The sequence below is a fragment of the Chitinophaga sp. 9-1-y genome, assembly GCF_059511905.2.
Window position 1 is genome coordinate 3,303,117 of sequence record NZ_CM197955.1, and the last position, 17,960, is coordinate 3,321,076.

The 17,960-nt window shown below is 46.5% G+C and carries 20 protein-coding genes; 8 read left to right on the forward strand and 12 right to left on the reverse strand.

The annotated features are described in order from the left end of the window. Positions 1-255: 255 nt before the first annotated feature. The 7 genes from AC5ZC7_RS13020 to AC5ZC7_RS13050 form a co-directional block, all read right to left on the reverse strand. The gene (locus AC5ZC7_RS13020; RefSeq protein ID WP_496161742.1) at positions 256-831 is read right to left on the reverse strand and encodes a DcrB-related protein; all 576 of its coding nucleotides are present in this window, start codon (positions 829-831) and stop codon (positions 256-258) included. Positions 832-888: 57 nt separating this feature from the next. Next, the gene (locus AC5ZC7_RS13025) at positions 889-1,818 is read right to left on the reverse strand and encodes a phosphoribosylaminoimidazolesuccinocarboxamide synthase (RefSeq protein ID WP_496161743.1); all 930 of its coding nucleotides are present in this window, start codon (positions 1,816-1,818) and stop codon (positions 889-891) included. Positions 1,819-1,986: 168 nt separating this feature from the next. Then, positions 1,987-3,354: an exonuclease domain-containing protein gene (locus AC5ZC7_RS13030; protein WP_496161744.1), complete on the reverse strand. Its 1,368-nt coding sequence runs from the start codon at positions 3,352-3,354 to the stop codon at positions 1,987-1,989. A 3-nt stretch (positions 3,355-3,357) separates the two neighbouring features. Further along, complete coding sequence (locus AC5ZC7_RS13035) at positions 3,358-4,533, reverse strand: ABC transporter permease (protein WP_496161745.1); 1,176 nt, start codon at positions 4,531-4,533, stop codon at positions 3,358-3,360. Then, positions 4,526-5,698 (reverse strand): ABC transporter permease, encoded by a 1,173-nt coding sequence (locus AC5ZC7_RS13040; protein WP_496161746.1) that lies wholly within the window; start codon positions 5,696-5,698, stop codon positions 4,526-4,528. The genes AC5ZC7_RS13035 and AC5ZC7_RS13040 overlap by 8 nt, the downstream gene beginning before the upstream one ends. Further along, positions 5,695-6,684, reverse strand: coding sequence for an HlyD family secretion protein (locus AC5ZC7_RS13045; protein ID WP_496161747.1), 990 nt, complete (start codon positions 6,682-6,684; stop codon positions 5,695-5,697). Before AC5ZC7_RS13045 ends, AC5ZC7_RS13040 begins: the two co-directional genes overlap by 4 nt. 12 nt (positions 6,685-6,696) lie before the next feature. Next, positions 6,697-8,151: a TolC family protein gene (locus AC5ZC7_RS13050; protein WP_496161748.1), complete on the reverse strand. Its 1,455-nt coding sequence runs from the start codon at positions 8,149-8,151 to the stop codon at positions 6,697-6,699. 321 nt (positions 8,152-8,472) lie between these two features. Here AC5ZC7_RS13050 and AC5ZC7_RS13055 point away from each other — a divergent pair, with 321 nt between their 5' ends. The 8 genes from AC5ZC7_RS13055 to AC5ZC7_RS13090 all read left to right on the forward strand — a co-directional run bounded on the left by AC5ZC7_RS13055 (position 8,473) and on the right by AC5ZC7_RS13090 (position 12,952). Continuing rightward, entirely contained in the window at positions 8,473-9,006 is a 534-nt protein-coding gene (locus tag AC5ZC7_RS13055; RefSeq protein WP_496161749.1) for a YceI family protein, read from the forward strand. Positions 9,007-9,081: 75 nt separating this feature from the next. Next, positions 9,082-10,014, forward strand: a complete 933-nt coding sequence (locus AC5ZC7_RS13060; protein ID WP_496161750.1) for a VOC family protein — start codon at positions 9,082-9,084, stop codon at positions 10,012-10,014. Between the two features lies 1 nt (position 10,015). Continuing rightward, the gene (locus AC5ZC7_RS13065) at positions 10,016-10,645 is read left to right on the forward strand and encodes an alpha/beta hydrolase (protein WP_496161751.1); all 630 of its coding nucleotides are present in this window, start codon (positions 10,016-10,018) and stop codon (positions 10,643-10,645) included. Between the two features lie 9 nt (positions 10,646-10,654). Further along, entirely contained in the window at positions 10,655-11,056 is a 402-nt protein-coding gene (locus tag AC5ZC7_RS13070; RefSeq protein ID WP_496161752.1) for an OsmC family protein, read from the forward strand. A 3-nt stretch (positions 11,057-11,059) separates the two neighbouring features. Further along, positions 11,060-11,503 carry a (4Fe-4S)-binding protein gene (locus tag AC5ZC7_RS13075; protein ID WP_496161753.1) on the forward strand — a complete coding sequence of 148 codons (444 nt, stop codon included), beginning with the start codon at positions 11,060-11,062 and terminating at the stop codon, positions 11,501-11,503. 50 nt (positions 11,504-11,553) lie between these two features. Further along, entirely contained in the window at positions 11,554-11,826 is a 273-nt protein-coding gene (locus AC5ZC7_RS13080) for an N-acetyltransferase (protein WP_496161754.1), read from the forward strand. 138 nt (positions 11,827-11,964) lie between these two features. Next, entirely contained in the window at positions 11,965-12,540 is a 576-nt protein-coding gene (locus tag AC5ZC7_RS13085) for a YeeE/YedE thiosulfate transporter family protein (protein WP_496161755.1), read from the forward strand. A gap of 1 nt (position 12,541) precedes the next feature. Beyond that, positions 12,542-12,952, forward strand: coding sequence for a DUF6691 family protein (locus tag AC5ZC7_RS13090; RefSeq protein WP_496161756.1), 411 nt, complete (start codon positions 12,542-12,544; stop codon positions 12,950-12,952). Positions 12,953-13,022: 70 nt separating this feature from the next. Here AC5ZC7_RS13090 and AC5ZC7_RS13095 read toward each other — a convergent pair whose 3' ends face one another. The 5 genes from AC5ZC7_RS13095 to AC5ZC7_RS13115 all read right to left on the reverse strand — a co-directional run bounded on the left by AC5ZC7_RS13095 (position 13,023) and on the right by AC5ZC7_RS13115 (position 17,914). Next, entirely contained in the window at positions 13,023-13,595 is a 573-nt protein-coding gene (locus AC5ZC7_RS13095) for a DUF4142 domain-containing protein (protein ID WP_496161757.1), read from the reverse strand. Between the two features lie 237 nt (positions 13,596-13,832). After that, a complete protein-coding gene (locus AC5ZC7_RS13100; RefSeq protein ID WP_496161758.1) occupies positions 13,833-14,957 on the reverse strand; it encodes a zinc finger domain-containing protein in 1,125 nt (374 codons plus the stop codon). 88 nt (positions 14,958-15,045) lie between these two features. Then, positions 15,046-16,155 carry an SPFH domain-containing protein gene (locus tag AC5ZC7_RS13105; protein ID WP_496161759.1) on the reverse strand — a complete coding sequence of 370 codons (1,110 nt, stop codon included), beginning with the start codon at positions 16,153-16,155 and terminating at the stop codon, positions 15,046-15,048. An 82-nt stretch (positions 16,156-16,237) separates the two neighbouring features. Beyond that, complete coding sequence (locus AC5ZC7_RS13110) at positions 16,238-17,083, reverse strand: alpha/beta hydrolase fold domain-containing protein (protein ID WP_496161760.1); 846 nt, start codon at positions 17,081-17,083, stop codon at positions 16,238-16,240. 324 nt (positions 17,084-17,407) lie between these two features. Further along, on the reverse strand, positions 17,408-17,914 hold the full coding sequence (locus AC5ZC7_RS13115; RefSeq protein WP_496161761.1) for a hypothetical protein: 507 nt from the start codon (positions 17,912-17,914) through the stop codon (positions 17,408-17,410). Positions 17,915-17,960 lie beyond the last annotated feature (46 nt).

Consider the following 17,960-nt stretch of genomic DNA (forward strand, 5'->3'; position numbering starts at 1 on the left):
TTTGAGAAGCTGAAGGCATAAAGCTATCATAGCGAATGATCAGAGCGGATTTTGTCTTTGGACAGGATTAGACTGATTATTCTGATTATATATTTTTGATTTTTTTGGATAAAGAAAGATGGGAGATGAAAGCAGATATATCCTCTTTCATCTCCCATTATCTTTTAAATCTTATAAAATATAATCAGAATAATCAGTCTAATCCTGTCCAAAGACAAAATCCGCTCTGATCATTCGCTATGATAGCTTTATACTTTACTTCGCTACAAATGAGTTTAGTATTCCGTCCAGCTGCGGCGCATATTTTTCTAATTCATCAGCCAGGGTGGTCAATGTAATGGCATATGCAATATTGTGCTTCACCAGGATGGTTACTACGATGTTCAGCTTAGTACCGGTTTCCCTGTGTGTATACTGGCATTTCATCCATTTGGCCTTCACATCGGTTACAGTACGTTCTCCGTCTTCCAGTTTCTGATAGCCATCAAAATAGTGCTGCATTTCTTGTTGGGTAGTCGCCATGTATTTATCTAACGAAGACCCACTTTTCAACTCCTGGGTAATAATATTTACATTGGCCTGAAATGCGCTCCCTGGTTGAACAGGCGCCATCATAAAGGTATATTCCACCCGGCTGATGACGGTATCTTTCTTAGACCAGCCTTCGGGTGTTTGTACAGAAAAGGTGCCGTTACCAGCATTCATGCCAGGTGCTTTTCCTGCCTGTTCCAGTATTTCAGCGCTGCTTAATTCTTTGGGAGATTTGGTGCCGTTATTGCAGGCGATAATGCTTAACAAACAAACTACCGCGGAGATCAATTGTATTTTCATCGTGCACAAAAGGGATAAAACTGCGCTGGTAGCCAACTACCAGCGCAATTAAAATGATTATAAACTTTTCAGTGCAGCTATAATCCTGGATTCTGCATCCGCAGCCGCAACTTCTTCTTTCACAAATTTTTGACCGGTAATATTTTCGAACAACTCGATATAACGTTCGCTGATGCTCTTTACAATCTCATCTGTCATTTCAGGTACCTGTTGTCCGTCTTTACCCTGGAAACCATTCGCCATCAGCCATTCGCGAACAAACTCTTTGCTGAGTTGTTTTTGCGGGAGGCCTTTTTTCTGATTTTCTTCGTAACCTTCTGCATAGAAGTAACGGGAAGAATCTGGTGTATGGATTTCATCAATTACGTAGATGGTATCGCCGATTTTTCCGAACTCATATTTGGTATCTACCAGGATCAGGCCACGGGCTTTCGCCATTTCTCTCCCTCTTTCAAATAAAGCAAGGGTATATTTTTCCAGTTGCTCGTAGTCTTCTTTACTTACCAAACCGCGCGCAATGATTTCTTCACGGGAAATATCTTCGTCGTGTCCTTCATGTGCTTTGGTAGTTGGGGTAATAATGGGAGACGGGAAGAAATCGTTCTCTTTCATTCCTTCCGGCATCGTAACGCCACACAACACACGCTGACCGGATTTATAAGTTCTCCAGGCGTGACCGGTAAGGTTACCACGTACCACCATTTCCACCGGGAAGGTTTCGCATTTCAAACCGATAGTTACATTGGGTAGTGGAGATGATTTTACCCAGTTAGGCATAATATCCTTGGTAGCTTCCAGCATAATAGCAGCTACCTGGTTCAGTACCTGCCCTTTGAAAGGAATCGGGCGCGGCAATACAACGTCAAATGCAGAGATACGATCACTTACTACCATTACCATCAGCCTGTCATCAATGGAGTAAACGTCACGTACTTTTCCTTTGTAAAAAGCAGTTTGACCTGGCAATTTGAAATTTGGCTCTAACATGAATAAAATTAATAATTAAAGAAGAAGATCACTGTTACGAGGTGCAAAAGTAATCAGGAATCAGCTGATTTACAGCGATTGCGCAATTTTTTTTCTTAACCCCGGTTCAACAGATGATACTGATTTTGATTTTTTGTAAGAAGATGACCACTTTTTGTTGTTTATCCATCAGCTGACTTCCGATAATTGCCGGCTGTTGCTGGCGTATGGGCGAAGCAACCCAATGATCACTTCATTTTCAGCGTATGGTGTCAGGTATTCCCGGAACTGTTCCACTTCCGAGGTATTCACATGCGCAGGGATATAGCCCATCCCGTAAAAGCGGCCTTTCTCCATCAGGATGCAGCTTTTCTCTTCCGGGTGGCGGCCTTTATCTACAATGATCACGGAAGGTTGTTGTTCCTGCAGGAATGCCACTGCCGCCTTCATCCGTTCATTATAGGTGGCCGGGGCCTCCATTTTTTCGCAGGCACCCTTACAAGTGGCAGCTGTAATGCCGGCACAGGTACCACTCCCCTTTTGCAGGAAGCATAATTTGGGACATAACTCAAACTCCTTTATCAGGGAGCGTAACAGCCGGTGTCCATCTATCAGCAGGTTGAAGCTATGTACCGGATGAGAATACTTGCGTTTCTTCTCGATGGCTAACCGGAGGTAGCCTTGCTGGTCTTCAAACAGGTAGAAGCCGTAGCGGAATTCCACCCGTTTCTGGGAATAGTTGAAAACAGGCCACAGGCGCTTTATTTCCACAGATTCCAATATACAGGCCATCAGCTCCGTAGCGGTTTCCTGATGGGTAATATTATGAATGGTCCTAAGGAAGTTTTGTCGCTGACGACTGGTACTATGCCCGGTAAAGTGGCTGTTGACCCGCTTCTTCAGGTCTTTGGCCTTCCCTACATATACTACTTTTCCTTTTTGATCATGAAAGTAGTACACGCCGGGCCGGTCTGGCAGCGACTTTACTTGTTCCGGTGGCAGGTTGGGTGGCAGGAACTGTTCCTTGGAGCCCACTTTCAGCGCTGCCGCAATATGTTTTTCTTTATCATTGGCCAGTAACAGGCCGAAGAGCTTCGTGGTGGCTTCCGCATCGCCACCTGCCCGGTGGCGGCCATTCACCGGGATACCGAAATGCCGGCAGATATTACCCAGGCTGTAAGATTTCAGACCCGGGAATATTTTCCGTCCCAATCGCACGGTACACAGCTTTTTGCATTGCAGGTCGAAGCCTGCATTGTCCAGCTGGTGCTTGATAAAAGAGTAGTCGAAGTTAACGTTATGTGCCACAAAGATGCGGGCTTTCAGCAAGTCGTACAGCAGTGGAGCTATCGCCTCAAAAGGCGGTGCTTCTGCTACCATACTGTTACTGATACCCGTCAGCGATTCTATGTAGTAAGGAATGGGGATACCGGGGTTTACCAAAGTCTGGTAATGCTGTGTGATTTCCTTTCCGTCATACAAGAAAACGGCGATTTCCGTAATGCCATTTGCGCTGGCATGGCCGCCTGTTGTTTCAATATCTACAATTGCATACATCCGTTACAAAGATAGGGATTGTTGTTGCTTATGCAAGCGCCTTAATCCAAGCAGTGCCAGCAAAGTATAAAAAGCCGACAGCGCCAGCAAATGCAGCACAGACGGCACATTATCGGAGATCGTTCCGCCGGTTTGCACTACAGACTCATACATCCGGAGAAACGGCGTAGTGGGTACCATCGACGACAACCATTGCAGCGGTACCGGCAACGACTCATACGGCCAGGCATAACCCGCAATCAGGAATACCGGATACGTAGAGAAAACCATCATCTGGGCAGCCAGCAGCTGACTGGGAAACATGGTACCCAGCCAGATTCCCAGGGGAATGAGGGTAAAAAAGAAACAGCCAAACGCCACCACCACGTCGGATACATGGCCACGGAAAGGAATACTCAGCATCGTGTAGTTTACCGTCATGAAAAAGAAAGCGTAGCAGCCAAACAATACCAGGTAAAACAGTCCTTTTCCCCACAAGGTGGCCGACAGGCCGCCACCGCCTATGTTCACCAACTCCGGCACTTTTATTCTTTCCTTGTCCAGCGCCATACTTTCTGACAACCCAATTAATAAAGTCTGCTGCAATATCAGCGCCAGCAAGCCGGGCAACAGAAAGGCTCCATAACTGGAACGGGAATTATACATCGGCCGGTAATCCAGGTTCACGGGTTGGGTTTCCCGCATGGCCATTTGTGTGTTCATGCCCTGCATTTCATTGTACTTTAAGCGTACCCCTGCTCCCACCGTGAGTGCTAACGTGGTGATGCCCCCGGCTAATTCGCTGGACGGGAGGAAACGTGCCGCATTTACCGCTAATACAATATCTCCCTGCTGCAAAGCGAGGACTTTCTTTTGAACGCCATTTGGAATATAGAGATAGCCCTGGCAGTTGCCATAGTACATTTTCTCCCGGGCATCTTCCAGGTCTACCGCCCCTACCACATCCACGATCTGCATTTTGGTCAACTGTTGCAGGAAGGTGCGGGATAACTCGCTTTTGTCATCATCCGCCACGGCAAGGGTTACTTTTTCTTCTACCTTATAACTATATATACTCCCATAGAAAAAGGCATACAGGAGCGGCGCTATCAGCAAGGTAAGCAGCAGGCTGTGATCTTTAGCCACCAGCTTCACCTCCCGCAGGAACAACCGGGTAATATGACGAAGAAAATCACGCATGTGCTAACGATAATTTATTCAACCTGCGTTGCAGGAATAACAACGCCACCGGGAATGTAACGATGATGTAAATGAACAGCTGCCCAATTTCTTTATGTACATAATGTAATGGCAGCGCCATGAAATACACTTTAAAAAATCCGTCGAGGAAAGGCGTAAAAGGCATCAACCACGCGTAATATTGATCGTACCAGGGCATGGCCCAGCGGGGAAATGTAAAACCGCTGAACACAAAAGCGGGCGATGTATAGAACAGGCCCAGGTCGCAGGACACCATTACATCACTCACGATGGCCGACACCATGAAACCAATGCTGATACAGGCAATAATCAGCAGCGTAAAAAGTAAAAACAGCGCCCAGGACCCACCAATTCTTCCGCTGGCAAAAACTGGGTATACAATGCACGTTACCAGGATATAATGCAGCCAGCTTACACTGAGGTATGCCAATCCCTTTCCCAGCAACACATTGGAGGCCGATCCATTGGCAAGATGGTTCAACCCGGCCAGCGTGCCCCGCTTTCCTTCCAGGTTAATGGCCAATATGGTCACCATGATGATCATCATTTGCAACGCCACGGCAATAAGGCCCGGCACCAGGTATTGCAGGTAGCTGAACTGCGGATTATATAGCAAATATGAAGTTAGTTTGATGGGTTGCACCAACGCCATCGCCTTGCCTGCCGGCATACCTGTTTTCATGAATTTTTGCAATACCACGCCGGAACCCGCTGTGATCAATACTTTGGCAGCATCTTTATAAATCAGTTTCGCCGTTACCACGGAGGCGCCGTTGGTATAAACGGTGACATACACAGGCTGACGGCTCTTGATATGGTCATCCATGCGGGCGGGGAAATGAACCGCTCCCTGGATAAGCCCGCGCTGCATCATTTCTTCAACTGTGGCCTCGTTATGTACCTGTTGCGTAATATGAATACTCTCTGTTTGTTCCAGCATAAAAGTAAACTGCCTTGACAAGGGTGAGTTGGACTCATCCCAGATCGCCACCGGCAATTCGCGTGCAAACTGGTTCTTATAGATGTAGCCGTACAGGAAACATACCAGTGCCGGCAATACCAGCAGTACGAGGTAGTGTTCCGGGAGCGTGAGGATACGCTTCCATTCCCGGATGGTGATATGGGTAATGGTGCGTAGCATCATGGAAGCGTCATGGAGGCGGTCATGCCGGGGCGTAGCCCTTTGATGTCGGTTTGATGAATGGGTTTCAGGTCTACCGTAAAGGTGCGTAGTTCAAATTTCCCTGTTTCCTTTACCGGTACCCAGTTAGCAAATGTGAGAGATGGCGCTACTTTGGAGACTTCTGCTTCAAAGCTTTCAGGCTCGCAACCTGGCACCCGCATAGAGAACTTGCTGCCCAGTGGAAAATCTTTCATATCATCTTGCCGGATATTATAGGTAATATGATAGGTGGCCGGTTTCTGTATGGTCATCAACGGGTATCCGATGGCTACAATTTCGCCCTCCTCAATCACCATGGAAGTGATGATGCCATCTGTTGGCGCATGAATGTATGTATTATCAGACAAAGCTTTGGTGAGTTCATATCCTTGTTGTGCCTGGCGAACAATGGCTTCCGCAGTGCTAATCAATTCCGGCCTGCTCCCTTGTTGCAGCATATCCATATTCAGTTTGGCTGTTTCCATTTCTTTCTTTGCGGCCTGTAGTTTAAAGTATACGAGGTCCTTTTCCTGTCCGGAAATCACTTCGTCGTCGAACAGGTTTTGCATGCGCTGATAGGTTTTCTGCATCAGCTCATACTGGCGTTGGGTGATGTTATAGAGGTTATCGGCAGCCTTGATGGCTTCGGGACGGGCGCCTTTCTGCAACAGGGTGAGTTGCCCTTTGGCGGCGTCGATGGCGGCTTCCGCCTGATTGCGGATAGCATTTATTTCGGTGGATCTGAGTACGCCCAGCAGTTGCCCTTTGCGGATGGTGTCTCCCTGCTTTACCAGCAGGCTGTCGAGCCGGCCGGGAAATTCAGCGGCAACATCCACGTAGTCTGCATCCACCATTCCTATCACTGATTTTTCTGCTGCGGCTGGCTGCTTCACGAAAAAGAACAGTGCAACAATTAATACAGCAATGGGGATCAGCAGCGCCCAATAATTTTTTAATGTGCCTTTCATGAATGATGCTGTTTATCTGTCAACATAAGTAGCAAATTGTTCCGGTGTACCCATTACATTCCAGTATGCAGCCAGTGCCAGGTAGTAACCCATCACGGCGGTATAATAGATCTTCTGCATTTCTTCTTCCTGCAGGAGTGCGTCATTGACATCTTTTACGGACGATAACTGGTTTTGCATCCGGTCTGTCACCAGTGTGGTAGTAACACGTGCCTGTTGCCGAGCGCTATCGAGGGACGCCACATCATTTTGCAGGGCTTTCATTTTGTTCATAGCCACACGGAGTTGTAATTCCAGCGATGTTTTAGTATTGGCCGCGGCCATCTGTGCTTCTTCTACGAGCATTTTAGACGCTTTGGTGCGTTTATACTTCTGGAATCCATCAAAGAGGTTCCATTGCATTTCCACGCCAACGAGCCATGGCGGCATAGTTACCGGTAAGTCTTTTTGATAGAGGTTTAAACTGCCGATGGCAAATATATTGGGTAATGCCAGGGAGCGGGAAGCTTTTACGGCCACATTCGCCAGGTCTGTTTTATTCTCCACGAGGCGATAGGTTGGGTTATTTGCCAGTTGCATCATCTGTCCATCGCCGGTGACGGGCTTCAACTCATATTGCAGGGTATCTTCAATGATGATGGGTGTTTCCAGTGGCTGCCCCAACAGGTTGTTCAATTCCAGCAGGGCATTTTCTTTTTCCAGCCCGAGGTTGCTGTAACGGCTGGTAGCCTGTATATAAGCTACCCTGGCCCAATTAAGCAGATAAGGGGGCAGTATTTGGTTATCTTTCAGGGAAGTGGCGTAGTCCCGGTTTTTCTTAAAGGCGGCTACGATTACTTCTTCATGGGCCAGCATTGTGTTGAGGTAAAGGATACGGATATACTGTGCGCTGATAGCGAAGTATAATTCTTTTTCCACAACTTGCTGGTTGAATTGTCCGCCTGTCACCTGCGTCCGTGCCAGTTGCTGTGCGGCGGTTATTTTACCACCGAGGTAAATCGGTTGTCGCAGTGCCAGTGCAGCCGTAAAATAGGATTGCTTTGACAGTTCCGGGTTATAATCGGGGTAAAATGTGTTGATAATACCTTTGGTACCATTATAGATGACGTCCTTTACACTTTGGGGAAGTGGCTGACCGGTGATTTGTTGAAATACCGTATTGGCGGTATTGACACTTTGTGCAGATGATCCGTTGACTACACCATCTTTTACCTGCTGCAGGTTTATCTCCAGGGGTTTACCCAGGTAATTATAACCGGCCAGGAGATCCAGCTTCGGGTAATAGCTGCTATTCTCTGCCTGCAGGTTGTATTCCCTCGCCTGTAAAGATCGTTGTGCCTGCCGGATGAGGGTATTTCCGTCCTTAGCGAGTTGATAACATTGTTTTAAAGTCAGTTGTTGCCCGTTCTGTTGCGCTTTCACATATACTACAGTCAGTAACGATATTAAAAGCAGGTAATATCTCATACGGTTTTCTTTTCTTCCCGAAGGCCGTCCGGGACCTCAACACCACCAAACAACATTTCATGAATAATGTTTGAAGTATTTGAAAAAAATTATACATAATTTGATAATAAGACACTTACCTTAAAATCGTTATCTTTAATAGCTGCCGTAAATAGTACATCAATTACGGTATTTGGTCCATTTGAACCCTTGCCATATCAGCCGATATTTGTGATAGTAAAATATTAAACAATCAGAAAGAATACTTGTTAAAATATAGCCCTGCAGCGACTTACGCGGCAACAAAAGTTTCATTGATTCATTTTAAAACTACATTTCTTTATGGCAAAACAACAATGGGCCGTAGACCTTAGCCACAGTGAGCTGGGATTCAAAATCCGCCACCTGATGATCACCAATATCAGTGGTAAATTTTACAACTTCACCGTAGAAGCTGAAACAGAAGACGATGACTTTATGACGGCAAAAGTAAAAGCATCCGTAGATGTAGATTCTATTTCTACGGGTAGTGATGACCGTGATAAGCACCTTCGTTCTCCTGATTTCTTTGATGTAAATACTTACAGGAATATCACGTTTGAAGCTACCAAATATGAGAATATAGACAATGATGGTTCCTATGAATTGCACGGTGATCTGACTATCCGTGGCGTTACCAAAAACATTAAGCTGTCGGTAGAATTCGGCGGTGTGGTAAAAGATCCATGGGGCAATACCAAAGCGGGTTTTACTATCAATGGAAAAATTAACCGGAAAGATTTTGGGCTCACCTGGAACGCTGCTACGGAAACAGGTGGTGTAATGGTTAGTGACGAAGTAAAAATAAACGGCGAAGTGCAGTTGATTAAAAAATAGTTGCCGGCATTTAGCTGTTGGCTATTTGTAGCTAACAGCTAAATATCAGCCGCTTAAAGTTAAAAGGAGTAATTTATGAACGAGATCACAGGCATCCATCATGTGACGGCCATCTCTGGCAATGCTAAGAAGAATTATGATTTTTATACCCGGGTAATGGGGTTACGTTTTGTAAAGAAAACTGTCAACTTTGATGACCCGCATACTTATCATTTTTATTATGGAGACGAAACGGGTACACCTGGTACTATCCTCACATTTTTCCCCTGGGAGGATATTATGACGGGGCGCAGAGGCACACATATGGCCACTGAAGTGGGTTATTCCATTCCTGAGGGCAGCATTGATTTCTGGCTGAAAAGATTTGAAAAAGAGAATGTCATCTATAATAAACCTTCTGCCAAATTCGGCGACATTTACCTGACCTTTATCGATCCGGATGGATTAAAAGTAGAGTTAACGGTCCCCGAAAAAGCAGATAACCGGACACCATGGGTAACCAGCGAAGTAACCGAAGCAAATGCCACCCGTGGCTTTCACCATGTTACGCTGACCCTGGAGGATATTCAGCCTACGGCTGATTTGCTGGTATCTGTGTTTGGCTATCAACTGGAAAAAAATCACACTAACCGTTACCGGTTTGCCAGTCCTGCTGGTGACACGGCCAACTATATTGACCTGGTAGAAGCCAAGGGCGAACCCCGTGGTCATGTGGCAGGGGGTAGTGTACATCATATTGCTTTCCGCATGAAAGATGATGCCATGCAAATGCATTACCGGCAACTGCTGGAAGACCGTGGCTTAAATGTCACACCACAACTGGATCGTAAATACTTCCGTTCCGTCTACTTCCGGGAACCCGGCGGGGTTTTATTTGAACTGGCTACAGATGTACCGGGATTTACGGTGGATGAGCCGGCAGCGGAACTGGGTACCCACCTGATGTTGCCGGAACAGTATGAAGCGCAACGCGAAGAGATTGTGCAGAAACTGATCAAACTGGATTGATATGGATTTCAAACCGATGCAATATGTATACCAGCCGGTTGACAACGCCACCGCCTATACGCTGTTACTCTTACATGGTACCGGCGGGGATGAGCGCGACTTGTTGCCACTGGCTGGGTCATTGGGGAAAGGATGCAATATACTAAGCCTGAGAGGCAATGTGGAAGAGCATGGCATGCCCCGTTTCTTTCGTCGTTTAGGCATGGGTGTATTTGACGAAAAAGATGTGCATTTCAGGACTCATGAAATGGTGCATTTTCTTAAAGCATTGGCTGCCGCAGAAGGTTTCGATATCCATAAACTGATTGCAGTAGGTTATTCCAATGGCGCCAATATTGCGGGTGCCGCACTGATGCTGTATCCGGAATTGCTGGCGGGCGCCGTGTTGTTTCGACCTATGCAGCCACTCAGCGGTTTGGAAGACTCATTTGAAACGCAGCGGCAATCACCTGTATTTATGAGTTCCGGCGCCCAGGATAGTACGGTAAACCCGGACGCTACAGCGGCATATGCCACACTTTTAAGTGCCAATGGATTTAATGTAAGTACCTATACCATCAATACGGGGCATAACCTGGTGCAACAAGACATTACGTTGGCTACCGAATGGATGCGTCATCATTTTCAGTAAATAAAACACATGGACCAGGAAGTAAAAGTAAATTTATCAGGGCATCCCTACCAGGTATCCATCAGCGCAAGAGATCATCGCTGGCTGGCAGATGAGCCCGAGGAAGTGGGTGGCGGCGATACCGGACCACAGCCCGGTGAGTTACTATTGAGCAGCCTCGCTGCCTGTACCGCGATTACGGTAAAAATGTATGCCAACCGGAAGAAGTGGCCCCTGGAGAATATCGAGATTGAGTTGCGTTATAATAGTGCCGCCAAACCTAATCCGCTTACCACCGTCATAGATATGGAAGTGCATTTTACAGGCGATCTAACGGAAGAACAACGGGCCAGGCTGTTAGAAATTGCCCACTCCTGCCCTGTTCACAAAGCTTTGACCAACCCTATTATAGTGAATACAAAAGCTGTTTAAACCATGAAAGACATCACCAAGCACTACACCAACGGAGAGGTTACCATTGTATGGAAGCCAAATGTCTGTATCCATTCAGAGGTTTGTTTTCATGGTCTTCCCGCGGTATTCAATCCCAATCAAAAGCCCTGGATCCAGGCAGACGCGGCTACTACTGAACAGATTGTGGCACAGGTAAAGCAATGCCCTTCGGGTGCGCTCACGTATTTCATGAACGCTGATGTGGCAGCGAAAGGCGGTGTGGAGCCGCAAATTTCTGCGGAAAGCATTGTAGAACCAACGCCTAACGGCCCGTTGCTGGTATATGGCAATATTGTGGTGCGGGATGCTAATGGCAAGGAAACCCGCAAAAACAAAGTAACCGCTTTTTGTCGCTGTGGTGCATCCTCCAACAAACCATACTGTGATGGGACCCACACAAAAATCAATTTTTCAGACAAGTCCTGAGTAATTGCAACAGGAACTGTTCCATACATCACCACCTTAGCTACAACTTTATGGAATTAACTATTCAAAACAATACTGCCAAACATCAGTTTGAAACTGTAGTAGATGGCCATACGGCCCTCATTGCCTACACCTTGTTTCCCGGTGGCATTGCCTATGTGCACACAGAAGTACCGCCAGAACTGGAAGGCCGGGGTATTGCCGGACAATTGGCCAAATATGTACTGGAGTATGCGCGGGAAAATCACCTGAAGGTAAAACCGTACTGCCCTTACGTGAATGCCTATATGAAAAGGCATCCGGAGTATAATGATCTACTTTGAGGAATTACGAATTACGAATTACGAATTACGGATTTGTGGGGAGATTATAGCGACTGTTACTATTCGCGTTTATAATCTCCCCACAAATCCGTAATTCGTAATTCGTAATTCGTAATTTCATTTAATAAAACTATCTCCATGGAACTATTAAAATTTATCCAGCAGCCCTGGCATTGGTCTATATCCGGGCTTTTGATTGGTCTCACGGTACCAATATTGTTGATACTGGGCAACAAGGCCTTTGGCATTTCTTCGTCACTGCGGCATATTTGCGCTGCCTGTTTTCCGGCTAATATCTCTTTCTTCAAGTATGACTGGAAAAAGGAATCCTGGAATCTTTTTTTTGCAGCAGGCATTTTGCTGGGAGGTTTCCTGGCCGGGCATTACTTACAGGATGGACAGGACATACGGGTAGCCGCTGCCACACAGCAACGACTGGCCAGCTACGGGGTACATGACTACCATGCCCTGCTGCCATCGGAAATATTCAGCTGGTCGAACCTGTTCACCTGGAAAGGGTTGATTTTCTTTGTATTCGGGGGCTTCCTGGTTGGCTTCGGTACCCGTTATGCCGGGGGCTGTACATCCGGACATTCCATCATGGGGTTATCAAACCTCCAATGGCCTTCACTGGTGGCTACCTGCTGCTTTATGGCCGGTGGTTTCTTCAGTGCGAATGTATTGATCCCTTATCTCTTTAAATGCTTCCAATAAGATGAAGAACATCAAATTTCTGATAGCAGGTATTTTCTTTGGTATTGTGCTGGTGAAGGCACAGGTGATCAGCTGGTTCCGCATACAGGAAATGTTCCAGCTCACTTCTTTTCATATGTATGGTGTCATTGGTACAGCCGTAGTAACCGGCATTATTTCATTGCAACTGATCAAACGGTTCCATGTAAAAACAATCGCCGGAGACCCTATTGTGGTGGCGCCGAAAGTATTCAGCAAAGGACAAATCTTTGGGGGGCTGATCTTCGGCGTGGGCTGGGCCATTACGGGTGCCTGTCCGGGGCCGTTGTTTGCCCAAATTGGTATTGGCTTTACCGTTGTTGGTGTTACTTTACTCAGTGCCATTGCCGGTACCTGGGTATATGGCGCGTTGAAATCGCGGCTTCCTCATTAAAAAAAGCTTCAAGGAGCTGGCCCTTGAAGCTACGGTTGCAATTCCCGTGATTCACTGAAAATCTGTTACGCTATTTTTTTAAACTGGCTTGAATGGCTTTGGCGGAATCCAGGTGCGCTTTCAAAGTAGGCAAGGTATTGCGCGCCCATGTTTTCAGGTCTGCATCCGTTACATTATCGGATGCTTTTTCAAATTCACTCACCACCTTTTCATGGCCTTCTACCATCATATCGATGTAGTGTTTATCAAAGTCCTTCCCCGTTTTCTTCGCCATGTCTTCCATGTGTTTTTTATCTTCTGTAGATAATTCCGCCGGGAGTGTAATGTTTTCTTTTTGTGCCAGGGCCTTGAGCTCATCCCCTGCTTTGGAGTGATCATTCACCATCATGGTACCAAAAGCTTTCACTTTTTGATTTTGTGCTTTTTCTTGTGCCAGTTTTCCCATCTCCACTTCTTTCATGCCGGCGTTAGCCGCATCCACTGCAAATTGTGATGATTTTTCATCTACTGGTTTTACCGTCTGATTGATGTCTTGCGCACTGTCTACCGGTTTTTCAGACTGTGGATTCTTTGCATTGTTACCGCAGGATTGTGTCATCCAAACGGCTAAGAATGTTGCTGATAAGATTACTAACTTCCTCATGATGCATTGTTTTGGGTTCGTAATACGTGTGTCTGTTACTACTGACCAACTTTGCAAAAACGGTACCCCGAAAAAGCGACCTCACTAAAACACTATACCAGCAAGCATTACAAAGAATCACTTCCAAAGTAGCGGGCACAAAACATTGTAGATGGATTTCCCCACAGCGCGAAAAAAAACTGGTGACGCTGCTTTCCTAAAGAGGAAAGCGACGTCACCAGTTTATCTAAAAAATGATTAGTTAGATTGTGCTATTGAATAGATCACAATGATTACGAGAATAATCAGCAGTATCAATCCTACGATTTTGATCCAACTGTATGGACGATCACCGGTTACTTCACCTGTGCAGGCATTTACCACGAAATGATATAGTTTACCATTATAGCGATAAGCGCTTATCCAAACAGGGAGCAGGAGATATTTCAAGCCCAGGTTATTGTATTCCACATCATAGTTGTCGATGCTTTGTTCATCTCCCCCAATATCATCCCTGATTTCTTCCCGGATAACGGGATCCATTCTTTTCTTGGCTACTACCAATGCTTGTTCTGCATTGGTTTGATACAGTTCAGCGCGGAAGCCACTCAGGTAGCGTCCATCATATTTTTTGAGCTGATCCAGCAGCCAGGGCTCCAGGATTTCCGCCATTTTCAATGGCAGTGAAGGGCTGGCAGATACCAATATATCCCGGAAGTTGTTATTTACCCTACCGGAAGCAGGATACCATGCTGTATGCCTTACCTCCCTGGTGCGGGTTTCAGTTTTTCCGTCCACTTCCTCTGTATACGTTTCGGTGGTGTAGTAATATTCGCCCCGTTGGCCGGTATACTCGGTATCAGTATCTGTATCGTAGCTCCAGTGAGGAATATATACGCCTTTCAATTGTTGAGAGGAGCCGTCTTTTACTTTCTTCACCATATCTGATGGTGCAAACCAGAGTTTGCTCATCCAGTTTCTGAAATACTGTACAGCCTCACTATCTTTTACCACGAAAGGCAGTACATAATGTGGCTGGAGAATGGCCGTAGTCTGGGCCGTATCCACTACCAGCGGAGAGGCGCAGAATGGGCAGGAATCGGCCGTTACATTGGGCAGCATAGTAGTAGAGGCACCACAACCGGTGCATTTCACCACTACTGCTTCCTGGGTAGTTTCGGTATGATTTTTCTGTTCTGCTATAAATTGCTCATAATCCACCGGTTGAATGGCTACCGGTAATGTGGCTTCTTCGATCTGATTTACTGTACCGCAGTATTCACATTTCAGGCTATTGGTACCTGGTGCATAGTGCAGTATTGCTCCGCAGTTCTGGCATTTTAGTGAATTGACCGTCTCACTTGTTTTTTCCTCAAAAGACATAGGAATATTTTGGGAGCGGCTGTAGCATGCGGCAAATTGTTGTGTTATCACAACACCCTGGGCTTTGCTACAGCCGTTTTTTTTAGTTTTATGGTAATGGTGGCGGCACAGTAGCTAATACTGGTGCCAATTCCGGAACGGTAGATGCGGCAGACCAGGCGGCCATACCGGTTTTCCATACCAGTGTTTGTGCATTGAGACTACCGGCTGCGGCCAATTGGCGCAGTTGATCCTGGTCAAAAGGACCACTTTGTTTACCATCTACAGCTACGTAAAATGGAGCGGCTGTTGGTAATGGTGGTGGTGCGCCACCTGCGTTAGCCTGTTGATTATTGGCGTTTTGGAAGATGTTTCCTACCTGTCCCATCATCGCTGCGCCCATACCGGCACCTAATCCCGCTGCAGCGAGTCCGCCACCGGAGGGGTTTTCGGCTGCCTTTTCCATGGAATTGGCGGCCTGGAACTGGGCATATGCTCCCAGGTTGCCCACAATGCCAATGCTGCTGCGCTTATCGAGTGCAGCTTCTACTTCGGGTGGCAGGGAAATGTTTTCGATGAGGAATTTGGTCAGTTCCAAACCCAGTTCATTGAACTCTGATCCGATTTTCCCGGTGATCTGGCCAGATACTTCTTCGTAATTAGCAGCCAGGTCCAGTACTGGGATCTTAGCTTCTGCAATGGCTTCCATACCGCGGGATACCGCGAGGTTGCGCAGCTGCTCGTTGATCCCTTCCACTGTAAATTCAGGATTAGTAGCGGATACCTCTTTCAGGAAGGAGCCGGCGTCTTTCACACGGAAAGCATAGCTACCAAAAGCGCGGACACGCAAAGGTCCAAACTCCGCATCGCGAAGCATCACCGGATTCTTTGTTCCCCATTTCTGATTGATGAATTGCCGCATGCTCACAAAGAACACGTCAGCTTTGAATGGGCTGTTAAAGCCGTATTTCCATCCCTGTAAGGTACTCAGTACAGGCATATTTTGTGTAGTCAGCGTATACATGCCGGGTTGAAAAACATCGGCAATCTTACCTTCATTCATAAAAACAGCCACCTGTGACTCGCGCACAGTAAGCTTTGCATTCATTTTTATTTCATTCTGGTAGCGGGGAAACTTCCACACAATGGTGTCCGTGGACGCGTCTGTCCACTCAATAATGTCAATAAATTCGTTCCTGAGCTTATCAAAAATTCCCATAGTAACAGGTTTTATACGCTGCCAATTTAAAGAATTATTTACTTGGAAAGCTATATCCGGCAAGTTATAATTTCGCCAAACTTTATTTCATGGCTATTTTTAGCCACTTCTCCAGGAGTCCGGGCCAGGCTTCTGCTGCGGGGTTACCCGGGCGTAATCCGTATCCATGGCCTCCTTTGGCGTAAAAATGCAATTCCACCGCAACTTTGGCATCGCGCAGGGCGCCGGCCATTACCAGGGCACTATTGCCATAGAAGTCATCTGCTGTGGCAAAAAGGAACATGGGAGGTGTTTGGCTGTCTGGTTTCAGCTCCGGTGTGAGGGTCCGGTTCTCCCCCTTATCAAGATAGGCAGGGTAAAGCAATACACCAAAAGCCGGACGGGCAGAGAGACTGTCTGCTTTATCGAATGGCGTATAGGTATGCACGTTATATAAGGTAGCCGCTCTCGCAGTGAGACTACCACCAGCTGAAAATCCTAGCATACCAATCTTATCAGGTTGCACTCCCCATTCTGCCGCACGGCTGCGCACAATACGCATCGCACGTTGTGCATCCTGCAAGGCGCCGGCTTCTTTCTGAGGCACGCGATATTGCAGTACAAAGGCCGTATATCCGAGTTTATTGAGCCACGCAGCTATTTCGTATCCTTCCAGGTTAATGGCCAGGATGTTATAACCACCACCGGGACACACTACTACACCAATGCCGGTGTTATTCCCCGCAGGTGCCGGAAACACTTCCAGTAAAGGGTCTGTTACGTCTGTTAAACGTTTTACATTATTGCTTCCATCAGCGGCTACCTTCGCAGGCTGTTTCGCTGCCGGTTCATCCGGCACGGTGCCGGGCCACAAGTGTATGGTTTGTTGCTGGGCGCTAATAGCGGTAGTCATTCCTATCATCATTAGTAAAATGCAAAATTGTTTCATAACTGGAATTTCGTGTAATGAAACAAATGTAATAAATGTTATGGGTAGATAAAAGTACAGCTTCCTGAACAGGAAGCTGTGTTGCCTTTATGCCCACCAGGCATACAGATATTAATATTTATTAGCCGTTATTTGATGGCCTCCTTGTGACCGTTATTGTGTATAGCAGCAGCCAAAACGGGAGAATGGGGCGCCGCTCCGTGCAACACCCAAACAGGGACAGCTCCCTAAAAAGGAAGCTGTGGCGCCAATATGACCAACAGGATATGCAGTACCTGAAGGTATCCTTGCTTATGAAATTGAGTGCTAACCGTTTTTAATGGATTAAATAGCTGCTATTACCATTGTTAATGTATGCACAGCCGCTTCCCCGTCAAATTTACCTGTAGCTGTGATAGTAACCTTGGTATCACTGTTTTTGACCGCTTTATAAGTACCTGTGAATTCATCATCTATTGAAAATCCTTCCAGGGTACCATCGTCCTTCAATTTCCAATTATAGGTGGTAGTCTGACTGGTGCCGTTGCATTTATCAGCGCCTTCATCTTGTACAGCTGTACCATCAGCATTGAAAACAGTAAAATTGTCTTTTATACACGCGGGGCCATTCGTATACATATCGGTTATCACACCACCTTGTCCATCGTCGATCCCAGGGTTAATGGTCATTTCCTTCAACTGCCATTTTTTGCCCACGAGAAACGAGCTGCTGATACCTCCGTTTGCCGGCTTGTTTTTGTCTTTATTACATTGTGTAAAAAACAATACCGCCATAATAGCAACCAGGAATAACGTGGCATCGCCAGCAAATCTGTTAAATACTTTTTTCATACTTTTAAATTAATGTGAAACAAAAGGGGTTAATGAGTGCAAAGCT

Bases quoted from the DNA above. Each gene is read 5' to 3' on its own strand.
- AC5ZC7_RS13020 (WP_496161742.1), bottom strand. From the start codon at position 831: ATGAAAATACAATTGATCTCCGCGGTAGTTTGTTTGTTAAGCATTATC.
- AC5ZC7_RS13025 (WP_496161743.1), bottom strand. From the start codon at position 1,818: ATGTTAGAGCCAAATTTCAAATTGCCAGGTCAAACTGCTTTTTACAAA.
- AC5ZC7_RS13030 (WP_496161744.1), bottom strand. From the start codon at position 3,354: ATGTATGCAATTGTAGATATTGAAACAACAGGCGGCCATGCCAGCGCA.
- AC5ZC7_RS13035 (WP_496161745.1), bottom strand. From the start codon at position 4,533: ATGCGTGATTTTCTTCGTCATATTACCCGGTTGTTCCTGCGGGAGGTG.
- AC5ZC7_RS13040 (WP_496161746.1), bottom strand. From the start codon at position 5,698: ATGATGCTACGCACCATTACCCATATCACCATCCGGGAATGGAAGCGT.
- AC5ZC7_RS13045 (WP_496161747.1), bottom strand. From the start codon at position 6,684: ATGAAAGGCACATTAAAAAATTATTGGGCGCTGCTGATCCCCATTGCT.
- AC5ZC7_RS13050 (WP_496161748.1), bottom strand. From the start codon at position 8,151: ATGAGATATTACCTGCTTTTAATATCGTTACTGACTGTAGTATATGTG.
- AC5ZC7_RS13055 (WP_496161749.1), top strand. From the start codon at position 8,473: ATGGCAAAACAACAATGGGCCGTAGACCTTAGCCACAGTGAGCTGGGA.
- AC5ZC7_RS13060 (WP_496161750.1), top strand. From the start codon at position 9,082: ATGAACGAGATCACAGGCATCCATCATGTGACGGCCATCTCTGGCAAT.
- AC5ZC7_RS13065 (WP_496161751.1), top strand. From the start codon at position 10,016: ATGGATTTCAAACCGATGCAATATGTATACCAGCCGGTTGACAACGCC.
- AC5ZC7_RS13070 (WP_496161752.1), top strand. From the start codon at position 10,655: ATGGACCAGGAAGTAAAAGTAAATTTATCAGGGCATCCCTACCAGGTA.
- AC5ZC7_RS13075 (WP_496161753.1), top strand. From the start codon at position 11,060: ATGAAAGACATCACCAAGCACTACACCAACGGAGAGGTTACCATTGTA.
- AC5ZC7_RS13080 (WP_496161754.1), top strand. From the start codon at position 11,554: ATGGAATTAACTATTCAAAACAATACTGCCAAACATCAGTTTGAAACT.
- AC5ZC7_RS13085 (WP_496161755.1), top strand. From the start codon at position 11,965: ATGGAACTATTAAAATTTATCCAGCAGCCCTGGCATTGGTCTATATCC.
- AC5ZC7_RS13090 (WP_496161756.1), top strand. From the start codon at position 12,542: ATGAAGAACATCAAATTTCTGATAGCAGGTATTTTCTTTGGTATTGTG.
- AC5ZC7_RS13095 (WP_496161757.1), bottom strand. From the start codon at position 13,595: ATGAGGAAGTTAGTAATCTTATCAGCAACATTCTTAGCCGTTTGGATG.
- AC5ZC7_RS13100 (WP_496161758.1), bottom strand. From the start codon at position 14,957: ATGTCTTTTGAGGAAAAAACAAGTGAGACGGTCAATTCACTAAAATGC.
- AC5ZC7_RS13105 (WP_496161759.1), bottom strand. From the start codon at position 16,155: ATGGGAATTTTTGATAAGCTCAGGAACGAATTTATTGACATTATTGAG.
- AC5ZC7_RS13110 (WP_496161760.1), bottom strand. From the start codon at position 17,083: ATGAAACAATTTTGCATTTTACTAATGATGATAGGAATGACTACCGCT.
- AC5ZC7_RS13115 (WP_496161761.1), bottom strand. From the start codon at position 17,914: ATGAAAAAAGTATTTAACAGATTTGCTGGCGATGCCACGTTATTCCTG.